The organism is Flexivirga oryzae (genome assembly GCF_014190805.1).
Classification (GTDB): domain Bacteria; phylum Actinomycetota; class Actinomycetes; order Actinomycetales; family Dermatophilaceae; genus Flexivirga; species Flexivirga oryzae.
The window spans coordinates 447,903-461,831 of sequence record NZ_JACHVQ010000001.1 but is presented as its reverse complement, the minus strand read 5'-3'; the positions used below and the strand labels follow the sequence as shown (position 1 = coordinate 461,831).

General features: G+C 68.9%; 12 protein-coding genes. 5 read left to right on the top strand and 7 right to left on the bottom strand.

The window, feature by feature from the left end; translation table 11 throughout:
- Positions 1–254: 254 nt before the first annotated feature.
- Genes ndk through ileS form a run of 6 tightly spaced genes read right to left on the bottom strand, consistent with a single transcriptional unit; the run spans position 255 to position 7,362 of the window.
- The gene (gene ndk, locus FHU39_RS02170; RefSeq protein WP_183318543.1) at positions 255–671 is read right to left on the bottom strand and encodes a nucleoside-diphosphate kinase; all 417 of its coding nucleotides are present in this window, start codon (positions 669–671) and stop codon (positions 255–257) included.
- A gap of 50 nt (positions 672–721) precedes the next feature.
- Complete coding sequence (locus FHU39_RS02165) at positions 722–1,576, bottom strand: undecaprenyl-diphosphate phosphatase (RefSeq protein ID WP_183318541.1); 855 nt, start codon at positions 1,574–1,576, stop codon at positions 722–724.
- On the bottom strand, positions 1,577–1,966 hold the full coding sequence (locus tag FHU39_RS02160) for a DUF4233 domain-containing protein (protein ID WP_246336142.1): 390 nt from the start codon (positions 1,964–1,966) through the stop codon (positions 1,577–1,579).
- Positions 1,966–3,417 carry a bifunctional folylpolyglutamate synthase/dihydrofolate synthase gene (locus FHU39_RS02155; RefSeq protein WP_183318539.1) on the bottom strand — a complete coding sequence of 484 codons (1,452 nt, stop codon included), beginning with the start codon at positions 3,415–3,417 and terminating at the stop codon, positions 1,966–1,968. The genes FHU39_RS02160 and FHU39_RS02155 overlap by 1 nt, the downstream gene beginning before the upstream one ends.
- A complete protein-coding gene (locus FHU39_RS02150; RefSeq protein ID WP_183318537.1) occupies positions 3,410–3,943 on the bottom strand; it encodes a GNAT family N-acetyltransferase in 534 nt (177 codons plus the stop codon). Before FHU39_RS02150 ends, FHU39_RS02155 begins: the two co-directional genes overlap by 8 nt.
- Entirely contained in the window at positions 3,940–7,362 is a 3,423-nt protein-coding gene (ileS, locus tag FHU39_RS02145; RefSeq protein WP_183318535.1) for an isoleucine--tRNA ligase, read from the bottom strand. The genes FHU39_RS02150 and ileS overlap by 4 nt, the downstream gene beginning before the upstream one ends.
- A 310-nt stretch (positions 7,363–7,672) precedes the next feature.
- On the opposite strand from ileS, the gene FHU39_RS02140 reads away from it, so the two are divergent.
- The 5 genes from FHU39_RS02140 (at position 7,673) to FHU39_RS02120 (ending at position 12,329) form a co-directional block, all read left to right on the top strand.
- Positions 7,673–7,918, top strand: coding sequence for a hypothetical protein (locus FHU39_RS02140; protein ID WP_183318533.1), 246 nt, complete (start codon positions 7,673–7,675; stop codon positions 7,916–7,918).
- Positions 7,908–8,327, top strand: a complete 420-nt coding sequence (locus FHU39_RS02135) for a TA system VapC family ribonuclease toxin (protein ID WP_183318531.1) — start codon at positions 7,908–7,910, stop codon at positions 8,325–8,327. Before FHU39_RS02140 ends, FHU39_RS02135 begins: the two co-directional genes overlap by 11 nt.
- Before the next feature lie 111 nt (positions 8,328–8,438).
- The gene (locus FHU39_RS02130; protein WP_183318529.1) at positions 8,439–11,123 is read left to right on the top strand and encodes a helix-turn-helix transcriptional regulator; all 2,685 of its coding nucleotides are present in this window, start codon (positions 8,439–8,441) and stop codon (positions 11,121–11,123) included.
- A 34-nt stretch (positions 11,124–11,157) separates the two neighbouring features.
- Positions 11,158–11,388 (top strand): hypothetical protein, encoded by a 231-nt coding sequence (locus tag FHU39_RS02125; protein ID WP_183318528.1) that lies wholly within the window; start codon positions 11,158–11,160, stop codon positions 11,386–11,388.
- 98 nt (positions 11,389–11,486) lie between these two features.
- The gene (locus tag FHU39_RS02120) at positions 11,487–12,329 is read left to right on the top strand and encodes a nitrilase-related carbon-nitrogen hydrolase (RefSeq protein WP_183318526.1); all 843 of its coding nucleotides are present in this window, start codon (positions 11,487–11,489) and stop codon (positions 12,327–12,329) included.
- A 25-nt stretch (positions 12,330–12,354) separates the two neighbouring features.
- On the opposite strand, the gene FHU39_RS02115 is transcribed toward FHU39_RS02120, so the two are convergent.
- Positions 12,355–13,923: a PucR family transcriptional regulator gene (locus FHU39_RS02115; protein WP_183318524.1), complete on the bottom strand. Its 1,569-nt coding sequence runs from the start codon at positions 13,921–13,923 to the stop codon at positions 12,355–12,357.
- Positions 13,924–13,929: the final 6 nt, after the last annotated feature.

Below are 13,929 nucleotides of genomic sequence, written 5' to 3'. Positions count from 1 at the left end.
CCACGAGTCGCGCGGCCCGTGGCGGTCAACGGCTGAGGATCTCGCAGGCCGCGACGAGATCGCCGATGGACGCGCAGGTGCTCCGGCTCACCGCCGGGCGGGCAGCCCGGTCGGCACACGGTTGCGGGTCAGCGCCGGATTCGCACCGGCTTCCCCTGAGTTCGCGTCCTGTGCGGAGCTTACCGCCCGGACGCTCCGGCCGAAGGGCGGCCCAACAGGCACAGGTGAGCCGGACACTGCAGCGAGGAACGAGCTCAGTGTCCGGCGAACCAGATCCCGATCTCGCGCTCGGCGGACTCCGGGGAGTCCGAACCGTGCACGATGTTCTGCTGCACGGGCAGACCCCAGTCACGGCCGAGGTCGCCGCGGATACTGCCGGGCGCGGCGGCGGTCGGGTCGGTGGCGCCGGCGAGCGCACGGAATCCCTCGATGACGCGTTCGCCGGTGACGATCGCGAAGGTCGCCGGGCCGCTCGCCATGAAGTCGACCAGCGGCTGGTAGAACGGCTTGCCCTCGTGCTCGGCGTAGTGCTGCGCCAACCGCTCGCGGTCGGCCGTCATGATCTGCAGCGTGTCGAGCGTGTAGCCCTTGGCCTCGATGCGGCGCAGGACCTCACCGGTGAGGCCGCGGGCGAATCCATCGGGCTTGACGATGACCAGGGTGCGTTCCATGTGTCACATTCAATCGGACGGGCCGTATGACGGGCGCGCTGGGGCCGAGGTCAGGCCGCGACCTTGCCGAGGATGAGCACGCCGAAGAGGAACACCGCCAGGCCGATCCGGTAGTAGACGAACGGCCGGAAGTTGTGGTGCGAGATGTAGCGCATGAACCACGCGATCACGGCATACCCGACGACGAACGCGAGCACGGTGGCGATGGCGATCTGGCCCCACCCGTCGCCGTCGCTGCCGTGCAGATCCTTCAGCTCGAACAGCCCGGACAGCACGACGGCGGGTATGGCGAGCAGGAACGAGTAGCGTGCTGCCGCACTGCGCGTGTACCCCATGAACAGACCACCGGAGATCGTGCCACCCGAACGGGAGACGCCGGGGATCAACGCGAGCGCCTGCCAGAGGCCGAACCGGATGCCGTCCTTGACGTTGAGGTCGTCGAGGGTCTTGCCGTGCTCCTCGGTGTGGTCGGCGGCATGTCCCCGGTCGTCGACCGTGGCGTCGGCGACCGCGATGACGATCGCGAAGATCAGCAGCATGCTGGCGGTCACCCACAGGTTGCGCAGCGGCCCCTCGATGAAGCTCTTGAACACCAGGCCGAGGATGCCGATCGGGATGGTGCCGACGATGACCAGCCAGCCCATCCGGGCGTCGGGATCGGTGCGCGGCACCTTGCCGGCGACCGAGAGCGCCCACTGTTTGATGATGCGCACGATGTCACGCCAGAAGTAGACGATCACCGCGGACTCGGTGCCCAGCTGGTTGACGGCGGTGAACGCCGAGCCACCACCGTCGTTGTCCCAGAAGAGCCGCCCGACGATCAACTGGTGTGCGGAGGAGGAGATCGGCAGGAACTCGGTGAGTCCTTGCACGATCCCCAGAACGATCGCTTCGAGCCAGGTCATCTACCCGTCCTGTTCCTGGTGCCTCGCGGTCAGAGCATCCATCTTGCGGCCCTGGACGAGGGCGGTGACCCACAACGCCAGGAACATCACACCGACGACGAACATCATCGGCAACACGAAACCTGCGAGCACCGTAGCGATCTCGACGACCCAACCCAACGTGACACCCCACGGACGGCGCAAAGTGCCCGAGGCCACGATGCACAGCACCGCGAGCACCAGGCCCACGACGAGGTATGACGTGTGGGCGGCGTTGTGCTGCGACTTCGCGATGGCCCACGCCACCAGCGCGCCGAGGAACACCACGAGGGTCTGGGAGCCGACGACGATGCCGGCGAAGCGGCGCGTCATACGCTCGCCCACCCCGTGGACGAGGAGATTTCCCAGCATCAGCTGTCGGTCACCCCGAGCAGGGCACGCACATCGGCTGCGGTGCTGATCGAGCCGGTGGCGAGCACCCCGCCGGAGACCCCGCCTTCGTCGGCGAGCTCGGCGGCGCGATCGATGGCGTCGGCCAGATCGGGCACGACGTCGACCCGGTCCTCACCGAAGATCTCGATCGCGAGCTCACCGAGATCCTGTGGGGCCATACTGCGCTTGTTCGAATTGCGGGTGACCACCACGTGATCCAGCACCGGCTCCAGGGTCGAGAGCATGTCCTCGGCGTCCTTGTCGGCGAAGATCGCCAGCACGCCGACCAGGCGGCTGAAGGTGAAGGAGTCGTTCATCGCGTCACGCAGGGCACGGATGCCGGCGGCGTTGTGGGCCGCGTCGACCAGCACCGTGGGTGAGCGCCGCACGATCTCCAACCGGCCCGGTGAATCCAGCTCGGCCAGCGCCGAGCGGAGCAGGTCGATGTCGAGCGCCCGCTCGCCGCCGCCGAGGAACGCCTCCGCGGCAGCGATCGCGGTCGCGACGTTGTGCGCCTGGTGTTCGCCGAAGAGCGGGAGGTAGATATCGGGGTAGACCGCCGCGAGGCCCTGCACGGTGAGCTGCTGCCCGCCGACCGCCTGGTCGCGTTCCAGCACCTCGAAGTCGATGGTCTCGCGTTTCACCGCGCCCCCGACCTCGGCGATGCGCTCGGCGATCAGCTGGTCGACGCCGGGGTCCTGCTCGCCGACGACGGTGATCGCGCCGGCTTTGATGATGTCGCGCTTCTCCAGCGTGATCTCCTCGACGGTCGAGCCGAGCAACCGCGTGTGGTCCAACGAGATCGGGGTGATGACCGCGACGTCGCCGTCGGCCACGTTGGTGGCGTCCCATCGGCCGCCGAGGCCGACCTCGACGATCGCGACGTCGACCGGTGCGTCCGCGAACGCCGCGTAGGCCATCACGACGAGAAACTCGAAGTAGGTGGTGGTCGGCTCCCCCGCCTCGCGCGCCTCGTTGTCGATCAGCTCGACGTAGGGCAACACGTCGTCGTAGGTGGCGATGAAGCGCTCGGGGTCGATCGCCTTGCCGTTCAACGCGATCCGCTCCCGCACGTTGTGCAGGTGCGGTGAGGTGAAACGCCCGGTGGACAGGCCGGTCTCGCGCAGGATGCGCTCGATCGCGCGAGTGGTCGTGGTCTTCCCGTTGGTCCCGGTCAGGTGCACCAGGGGGAAGGTGCGCTGGGGATCGCCGAGCAACTCCATGATGCGGCGCACCCGCTCCAGCGACGGCTCAGGGCTGGACTCCGGGGTGCGCGCCAGGATCGCGTCCTCGACCTCGCGCAGCCGCTTGCGAAGCTCCAGGTTGCGCGCCGCCTCCCGCTGCTCGGCGTCGGGTCGACCACTAGTCACCCCACGAAGTTCTCCCCCGCTTCGCTCCTCCGATACTTCGCGGGGACCCCGACTAGCCATGCGACTCATCCAACACTGCGTCACCGTGGCCTTCGCTGAGAGGCAGGTGGATCCACACCGAGTCGGGCACGCCGCCGCCGGTGCTCTCGCGACCGGTCTCGGTGAACCCGTAGTGCTCGTAGAAGCCACGGGCGTTGTCGTTTCCTTCCAGGTAGGACAGCACGATCTCGTCATACCCGTCGGCCCTGGCCCTGGCGATCGCAGCGCGCATCAGCATGCCGCCCACCCCGGAGCTCTGGAACTCCGGCAGCACGTAGAGCTTCCAGAGCGCCAGGTGTCCGTCGAGCGGGCCGACGGACGTCATACCGACGATCTCACCGTCGTACTCGGCGACCGTGACCCGTCCGGCGCGGATGGCAGGGATGGTCGCGTCCGCGGTCCACCACTTCGCCAGGCCCATCGCGACGTAATCGTCACCGGCGATCGGCCCGTAGGTGACCGGCCAGGTCTGCTGCCCGACGGCGATCACCCCCTGCAGGTCGTCGCCGGTCGCCGCACGCAGCAGCACTCCGCTGGCTATCTTCACTTCGGGGTCCCCTCAACTGACGGCTCCACCCGCTCGACCGAGATCGACACGTGCTTGCCACCGCCCAGGTCGGCGTCGGTGGCACCCGGCAGCTCGTGCCCGGCACCCGCCGAGCCGAACTGCACGGCAAGCGTCTCACGCATGATCAGCTCCTGGTGGGCAACGGTGGCCTGCCATGCCTCGTCGTCGCCGGCGACGCCGAGCCGGATCCGGTCGCTGACGTCCAGGCCGGCCGCACGACGGGCCTGCTGCACGGCGCGGATGATGTCGCGGGCGAGGCCTTCGGCGCGCAGTTCGTCGGTGACCTCGGTGTCCAGCACGATGAACCCGCCACCGGGCAACATTGCCGGGACCTGGTGCTCCTGCGACTGGCCGGTCACCACCGACTCGAGGGTGAATTCGCCCTCCTGCAAAGCCAATCCGCCGCTGGTGACGGTGCCGTCGGCGCCCACCGACCAGTCCCCGGACTTGCTGCCCTTGATGGCGCGCTGCACGTCCTTGCCGAGGCGCGGACCGGCGGCCCGCGCGTTGACGGTGAGTTTCTGTTGTATGCCGAAGTCGGCCTCGCTCGCGTGCGCCAGATCCACCAACTCCACGTCGCGCACGTTGACCTCGTCGGAGATCAGCGCGGCGAAGTCGCCGAGGGCCGCCGCGTCGTCCACGACGACCGTCAGCTTCGCCAGCGGCAGGCGCACCCGCAACTGCTGGGCCTTGCGCACCGACAGGGTCGTCGAGCACACCGTCCGGGCACGGTCCATCGCGTCGACGAGTCGCTCGTCGGCAGGCAGGTCGGTCGCGTCGGGCCAGTCGGTCAGGTGGACCGAGCGGCCACCGGTCAGCCCCCGCCATACCTGCTCGGAGACGAAGGGCAGCAACGGCGCCGCCACCCGGCAGACCGTCTCCAGCACCGTGTAGAGCGTGTCGAACGCTGCCTGTGCGTCGGCGTCGACACCGTCCTGTGACCAGAAGCGCTCGCGAGACCGGCGGATGTACCAGTTGGTGAGCACGTCGAGGAAGCCCTGCACCGCGTCGCACGCGCCGGCGACGTTGAACTCGTCCAGGTCCATCCGCACGGACTCGACCAGGTCGCGGGTCTTGGCCAGCACGTAGCGGTCCATGACATTGGGCGAGTCGGTGCGCCAATGCCCTTCTGCATGGTCGTTGTCCGATTCAGGCTGAGCCGACGATGAGGAACGAATCGTCGCCTCAGCGGCATTCGCGTAAAGGCTGAAGAAGTACCAGCTGCTCCACAACGGCAGCAGCACCTGCCGCACACCGTCGCGGATGCCCTGCTCGGTGACGATGAGGTTGCCGCCGCGCAGGATCGGGCTGCTCATCAGGAACCAGCGCATGGCGTCGGCGCCGTCCCGGTCGAACACCTCCGACACGTCCGGGTAGTTGCCCAGCGACTTGGACATCTTCTGCCCGTCGCTGCCGAGCACGATGCCGTGGCAGATGACGTTCTTGAACGCTGGGCGGTCGAAGAGCGCCGTGGCCAGGATGTGCAGCGTGTAGAACCAGCCGCGGGTCTGGCCGATGTATTCGACGATGAAGTCCGCCGGATAGTGGTGCTCGAACCAGTCGGCGTTCTCGAACGGGTAGTGCACCTGCCCGTACGGCATCGAACCGGAGTCGAACCACACGTCCAGCACGTCCTCGACGCGGCGCATGGTGGACTTCCCCGTCGGATCGTCGGGGTTGGGCCGGGTCAACGTATCGATGCCCGGCCGGTGCAGGTCGTCGACCTCGACACCGAAGTCGCGCTCCAGTTCCTCGAAGGATCCGTAGACGTCGATGCGCGGGTGTGCCGGGTCGTCCGACTTCCACACCGGCACCGGGCTGCCCCAGAAACGGTTGCGCGTGATCGACCAGTCGCGGGCATTGGCCAGCCACTTGCCGAACTGACCGTCCTTGACGTTGCCGGGCACCCAGTTGATCTCCTGGTTGTGCGCGAGCATGCGGTCCTTGAACTTCGTCACGCTGACGAACCAGGAGCTGACACCCTTGTAGATCAACGGGTTCCGGCAGCGCCAGCAGTGCGGGTAGGAGTGCTCGTAGGTCTCGCGGCGCAGCAGCACCGTCCCAGGCGTGACAGAGCCGCCTGCGCCGGCCGAGGTTCCCTCCGCGCTGGTCGAGTAGGGCGAGGCGCTAGCCGAGCCCATATCGAGACCCGCGGAGAACGCGCGGGTCGCCGCTTTGAGGTCGTCGATGATGTGCGGGTTGGCGTCGAAGACGAGCATGCCTTCGTACTCGCCCACGGGCGCGGTGAAGCGACCGTCGGGCCCGACCGGCATCACCGGCGCGATCCCCTCGCGCTCGGTGACGATCATGTCGTCCTCACCGAACGCCCCGGCGCTGTGCACCAGGCCGGTGCCGTCCGTGGTCGTCACGAAGTCGGCCGGCACCACGCGGAACGCCTTGTCGTGGCCCGCGAAGTAGGTGAACGGCGGTGCGTACACCGACTCCAGCAGGTCGCTGCCGGTCAGCCGCGCGACGACATACGGCTCGGGGTCCGCCTTGGCGTCACCGAACAGGTCCTTGGCGTATGCCGCCAGCCGCGCGTGCGCCAGCACGTAGCGCTGGGGGGTGCCGGTCGGCACGTCGGTCTCGACCACGACGTAGTCGATGTCCGGGCCGACCATCACCGCGAGGTTGGACGGGAGGGTCCACGGCGTCGTCGTCCAGGTGAGGAGGTAGGCATCCTTCAGGACGTCGAGTTTGCTGCTCGTGCAACGGAATCCGACGGTCACGGCAGGGTCCTGCCGCATCTGGTAGACGTCCTCGTCCATCCGCAGCTCGTGGTTGGACAGCGGCGTCTCGTCGTTCCAGCAGTAGGGCAGCACCCGGAAGCCCTCGTAGATCAGTCCCTTGTCGTAGAGCTGTTTGAAGACCCAGATCACCGACTCCATGAAGTCGGGGTTGAGCGTCTTGTAGTCGTTGTCGAAGTCGACCCAGCGCCCCATCCGCTCGACGTAGTCACGCCAGTCGTCGGTGTACCGCAGCACCGACGCGCGGGCCGCCGCGTTGAACTTGTCGACCCCCATCTCGAGGATCTCGTCCTTGGTCTTCAGCCCGAGCTGCTTCATCGCCTCGAGCTCGGCGGGCAGCCCGTGGGTGTCCCAGCCGAAGCGGCGCTCGACGCGGTGACCGCGCATCGTCTCGTAGCGCGGGATGAGGTCCTTCACGTAGCCGGTGAGCAGGTGGCCGTAGTGCGGCAGGCCGTTGGCGAACGGCGGACCGTCGTAGAAGACGAACTCGTTGTCGCCGTTGGTGCCCGGGTCCCGCTGCTCGACGGACGCACGGAAGGTGTCGTCGGCGTCCCAGTACTTCAGCACCGCCTTCTCGATGGCGGGAAAGTCCGCGGAGGGTGCGACTCCGTGTGGTTCGGCGGCGGTCAGGTCGACCTTCGGGTAGGTCATGCGCGGTGCGTCTCTCTTACGGTCGTTTCGTCCTGTCGAGGACGACGCTGCCCGTCTCTGCCGGGCCGCACCGCGGTACCACCTCGCTTGCTGTATGACGAGACGCTTCTCGGCATACAACCGCTCGTGCATGAGCTGTGACGGGCTCGTCCCGTCCGGTTCTACTGGGCACCGAAGCGCTGTTCTTCCGGAAGCTCGCCGCTGATGACGGCTCGAACGCTGTTGTCCACAGTCTATTGGCCCGCTCCCCCCGCTACCAACTCGATTGCCCGTCCGGAGCATCACGATGCATTGATGCTATGATGCGCTCATGCGCACGACCCTTGATCTCGACGAGGCGGTGCTCAGTGCTGCCCGGGCGAAGGCACGCGCCGACAACACCTCGCTCGGCAAGGCCGTGTCGGAGCTGGCCCTCGCCGGCATCACGGCACCACGCACCCGACAGTCGACCGCCTCGGGTTTCCCGGTGCTGGCCGGGGTGACCGGGCACGCGGTGACCGATGAGCTGGTCGCCGCTCATCGCGACGACGAGTCCGAGTCGGACAGTGCTTCTTGACGTCAACGTGCTGCTCGCCCTGACCTGGGATCAGCATGTCCACCATCGGATCGCCCATGAGCGATTCGCCGAGCTCGACACGTGGAGCACCTCACCGGTCACCGAGGCGGGTCTGCTGCGGCTGCTGCTGACCGAGCCGGTCGTCGGGCGGAAGGTGAGCGGCACCGAGGCGCTCGGGCAACTGAGCGCCATGCGTTCTGTCCCCGGTTGGCATTTCATTGCGGACGACGTCTCGCTCGCCGAACCGCTGGTCGACACACGTGTGCTGATGGGACGTCGCCAGGTGACCGACCTCCAACTCGTGAACCTCGCCGCGGCGAACAACACGACGCTGGCCACCTTTGATGCCGCATTCCGGGCCTCTCTCGTGCCCGACGACCAGCACTGGGTGACCGTCTGGTCCGGATGACCGGCAGGTGGCCAGCTCCGTGTTGCTCTCCGCGTCGATTCAGTGCCGCACCGCTGCCCGGCTCTGCGTAATCGCCTTCGCACGGCGGTGTCGCGCGACAGAATGAAGGTCATGGGAGTTCCAGGGGTTGAACTCGCCGACTGGCCGTTCCTCGCACGGACCGAGGAGCTCGGCCTGTTGTGCGGTCATGTCCTCGCAGGCGGCGAATCGGGCGCACCGGCTGCGGTCGTGTTCGGGCAGCCCGGCGTGGGCAAGTCGCGCATGCTGCGCGAAGTGGCGGATGTCGCTCGGCGACAAGACATCCCGGTGCTCCTCACCATCGCCACCAAGGCGACCCGTGCGACGCCGTACGGCGCTCTGGCACCCGTCGTGAGCGGCTCTGCCGCCGCTCACGACAGCCTCACCGCCTGGTACTCCGCGGTCGTCGAGGCGATCCACCCCGCGGGATCGGCCGTGCCGTTGCTGGTCGTGGACGATGCGCACCAGCTCGACGCCGGCAGCGCCGCCCTGCTGTTGCACCTGGCTCTCTCCGGCGCGGCCCGCCTGCTGCTGGGGGTGCGGCGGGGTGAGGTCACACCGGATCCGGTCACCACGCTGTGGAAGGACGAGATCGCGATCCGGGTTGATCTGCAACCGTTCTCGTCCGCCGAGATCGGTCGGCTCATCGAGGCCGGGCTCGGCGGTGAGGTGTCCGCGTCGACCCGGGCGGCGTTGGCTCGGCAGAGCCAGGGCAACGCGTTGTTCGCGCGGGAGCTGGTGCGGGCCGCGGTCGCGGCGGGCTCGCTGAGTTGCGCCGACGGGGTATGGCGCTGGGACGGTTCCGTCGTCCTGGCACCGCGGCTGGTCGACGCGGTCGGCGAGCGCATCGGCCACCTGGCTGCCGACGACCGGGCATCGCTCGCGCTGTTGGCGCTCGGTGAACCGCTGCGCAGCGAGGTCGCCGAGGACCTGCTCGGCACCGAACCGCTGGCTCGGCTCGAGGGAACGGGGCTGGCACGGCTCGACGATGCCGGGGACTGGCGGTTGGACCACCCCTTGTACGGCGACGTCGTCCTCGCCGGTCTGCGGCGCGGCGAGCGGCGCCGTCTCGTGCGACAGCTGGTGGACGCGTTGGCGGACCGGCCGTCCACCGCACCGCTCGACGTCGTCCGGATCGCCAGGTGGCGCCTCGAAGTGGGCGCGGAGCCCGACCCGGGGCTGCTGACCGAGGCGGCCGTTCTCGCGAACGCGTCCTTCGACACGGCCCTGGGCGAGCAACTCGCGCGAGCCGCCGTCGAACGCGGTGGACCGCCGCGCGCGTCGGTCGCGCTGGCGAACGCCTGCAACAGTCGCAACCGTTTCGCCGAGGCGGAGGGCGCGCTGGCGGACGCCGAGGAGCGGATCCTCGCCCACCACGACATCGAGCTGCATCAGCGTTACGTCGATCGCCGCCATCAGGCGCTCTACATGGGCCTGCGCCGGAGGGACGAGACCTTGGCGATGCTCGACCGCTTCGTGGCGGCACATGACGCGGCCCCTGCGGAGCACCGCGCCGTCGCGCAGCATCTCGCCGCGTCGTACCGCGCCGAGGTGTTGCTCGACGAGGGACGGCTCGCGGACGTGCTCGAGTTGGTGGATCCGATCCTCAACGACGCCTCCGTGACGCCGTTGGTCGCACTGCACGCGGCCGAGATCGTCGGCGAGGTCCTGGCCCGGCAGGGGCGTACCACCACGTCCCGCGGCACCCACCGAAGGTTGCGGGAGCTGGCGGCGAGCGGAGGTCCGGACGCCCGCCGCGCCGCCGCGACGTCGATCCTGCAGGAGTGCATGTGCCTCACCCTCGAAGGGTGGGCCGATCGCGCCATTACGGTCGTGGAGCCGATCAGCGCCGCGATGGCCCAGGAGCCCGACCCGCACGTGCGGGCACTGGTGGCTCTGGTCGTCGGCGGAACGCAGCTGCCGCGGGGCAGGTTCGTCGCGGCCCGCCGCGCGCTCCTCGACGCGGTCGCCGGTTTCGCCGTACGCGACAGCGGCCACGCGGGTGCGTGGGCCTCGACGATGCTCGCGCGTGCGCACATCGTGCTGGGCGAGTTGGATGCGGCCCGGCTGGCCCTCGACCGGGCCGACCACCTGCAGCGGGGTCGTCTCTCCTCCCGCATGCTGGCCGACCACCTGCTCGCGCACGCCGAGTTGACGGCTGCCGCCGGCGACAGCACCGGGGCCTCCCGAAGCCTCCTGGACGGCGCCGACTCGCTCGGCGAGTTGCCCGTGGACCGGGCGAAAGTGCTGCACTCGGCGGCCTGTCTCGGCGCTCCGCTGCGTCGCGTACGAGACGAGTTGGCGCCCCTCACCGCGGTCGAATCCCCTTTTCCGACACTGCTGCTCGAACATGTCGAGGGCCTGCTGAGCCGTGACCCGGACCGACTCTCCGCGGTGAGCCGAACGTTCGCGGCGCAGGGCCTGACGCCGCTGGCTGCGCGTGCCGCGTCCGATGCGGCGGCGGCGCATCGGGACAAGGGTCACAACACCCTGGCCCGGCAGGAGCTGACCCGCGAAGGACTGCTGCTGGCCCGCTGCGACGGGGCACACCTGCCCTCCGTGGCACCGGGGGCCGAGCTGCCGCAGCTGAGTCGTCGCGAGAGCGAGGTCGCCGGGCTCGCCGCCCGTGGACTGAGCAACGCCGACATCGCGAACCAGCTGACGCTGTCCGTGCGCACCGTGGAGTCCCACCTCTACCAGGTCTTCGCCAAACTCGGTGTGGCACATCGCCGTGAGCTCGCCGAGCTGCTCGGTGGGACCTCAGTGGTCGACCACTGAGACCCGGCGACAGCACCCGTGGCAGCCTCACCGCATGGACCACAACCGACTGATCGACCAGCTGCCCGACATGCTGGCGGTCGCGGTACGACTCGACGACGCGGGGCACCCGGCCGAGACGATCGGCTGCGCCCTCGGGATCCCGGTGCAAAGTGTGCGGAACCTGCTCGTGGTCGCCCACTGCAAGCTGGACCATCTCGCCGCGGACGAGCCGACCGGCAGCACGTCCCGGTCGAGTTCGGCAGCCGGTCTCGACACGGTGTAACACCACCGCGGATTCTCGTGACATCGCGACGGGTCACCGGATGAGCCGGCCGCATTAGCGTCACTGCATCACCGACGAGGCGACCGAGGAGACTGCCCATGACCACTGTCAAAGCCGCTCTGTTCCAGACACACTGGCGCGGCGACAAGGACAAGATGCTCGATGCCCACGAGGAGGTGGCGCACCAGGCGGCCCAACAGGGCAACCAGGTCATCTGCTTCCAGGAGTTGTTCATGGGCCCGTTCTTCGCCCAGGTCCAGGACAAGGCGTGGTACGAGTACGCCGAGGCGATCCCGGACGGCCCGATCGTCCAGCGCTTCAGCTCGATCGCCAAGGAGACCGGCCAAGTGATGATCCTGCCGATCTACGAGGAGGTGCAGCCGGGCGTGCTGTTCAACGCCGCGGCGGTCATCGACGCCGACGGGCGCTACCTCGGCAAGTACCGCAAGACGCACATCCCGCAGCTGCACGGGTTCTGGGAGAAGTTCTACTTCCGCCCCGGCGCGAACGACGGCTGGCCGGTCTTCGAGACCGCGGTCGGCAAGGTGGGTGTCTACATCTGCTACGACCGGCATTTCCCGGAGGGCTGGCGCGGGCTCGGACTGGCCGGCGCCGAGATCGTCTTCAACCCCTCGGCCACCTCACGCGGACTGTCCAACCACCTGTGGAAGCTGGAGCAGACCGCCGCGGCCGCCGCCAACATGTACTACGTCGGTGCGCTCAACCGGGTCGGCATCGAACCGCTCGGCGACGACGACTTCTACGGCACCTCCTACTTCGCCGACCCGCGTGGTGCCTTCGTCGGCGACGTCGCCTCCGACCAGGTCGAGGAGTTGCTCGTCCGCGACCTGGACCTGGACGCGATCCGCGAGCAGCGCTCCACCTGGGCGTTCTACCGCGACCGCCGGCCGGACACCTACACGGCGATCACCGAGCGTTAGGAGCTCGTATGGCGCGAGGCCGCCGTCACTGGCCCCGGGCACGCAACGCGAGCAGCGCGACATACAGCCCGGCGACCTCCCGCACGTCGTCCAGGTCGATGCCGAGCCGCTCGGTGATCTGGTCCAGCCTGCGGTAGACCGCGGGCCGGGACAGGTGATGCGCCTGTGCGGTCGAGGACTTGTTCAGGCCGTTGGCGATGAAGCTCTCCAGCAGGTCGATCAGCTCCGGGCTGTCCAGCAGCGGGCCCAGCTCGCGGTCGACGAAGTCCTGCACGTCGTGGTTGGTCGCGAGCACCTCGACCAGCCCCGGTAGCCGCAGGTCCGCCAGCCGCACCACCGAGGAGTCCTGCCGGCCCAGCCGGATCGCGGCATCCAACGTCTGGCGCGCCCGGCCGAACGACGCTGCGAGTCCCCGCAGCCCCTCGACCGCGGGCCCTGCGGCGGCCAGCAGGATCCGGCCCTCGGACTCCGACGCGAGCTGCCGGACGAAGTCGTCGACGGTGCGGATCGGGTCGTCCTGCTGCCCACTCGACACCAGCATCCGGACCATGCCCTGCTCGACCGGTCCGACCAGCACACCGATGCCCTGCCGACCGGCGACCGAGCGGGACCGCTCCAGCAGCATGGCGCAGTCGCGTTCCGCCCTGCCGAGACGCACCACCAGCGCCGTGAGGCGGCAGTGCCGGATCGGGAAACCCGATGCCCGCGCCCGCAGTTCGAGCACGTCGGTGCCGCCGTGCCCGCCCAGCAGGTCCGCGAGCAACACCTCCTGGGCCTCGCGCTGCCAGTCCTGGCCGCTGCGCGACACCAGCTTGTGCAGGTTGAGCGCCTCCGCCCCGCGCTGCGCGATCACCTCCGAGCGCTCGGCGGGCTCACCGTGCGCGAAGAGGATCAGTGACCCCCACGGCCGCCCGCGCTCGACGAGCGGTGCGGCGAAGATGCCGTCCGGGGTCGTGTGCACGTCACCCTCTCCGGCGAAGTGTGACACGTACTGCGACAACCGGGACCAGTCCCGCAGCACCTCCCGCAGACCTTCCTCACCCGCGGCGAACTGCACCTGCCGAGCAGTGTTCTCCACGACGACCGGGCACTCGGCCAGGCTGGCCAGCTCGTCGACCAGTGCCTGCATCGGTGCGCTCTCGATCGTCAAGCGGTGCAACATGTCCCGCACGTTCTCCGAGACGGCTGACCGGCTGGTGATGTGCGCCAGGATCGTGGTCTGGACCTGTTCGCTGATCGTCACGAATGCCACCGGACGCCACATCACCACGAACGGCAGGTCGTGCTCGCGGCACGCCTGCAGCATGGCGCGCGGTATGTCGTCGAAGGCGCGGCCGATCCCGAGGAATACCGCGGTCGCCCCCGCCCGCGCGATGCGCTCGACATACCCGATCTGATCCTCGTCCCGCAGCAACATCGCGCCGGTCGTGAGCACCACCTCACCGCCGGTGAGCATGGTGCCGATGTCCGGGACCTCCCCCACGTGACACCACCGCACCGGGTCCGACAGGTGGTCGTGCCCGTACACCACCTCCGGCTGGCCCTCACGGCTCGCGGCGAGCTCGATCACCTCCGCGAGCGTCATCGCGTGCATCGGGCA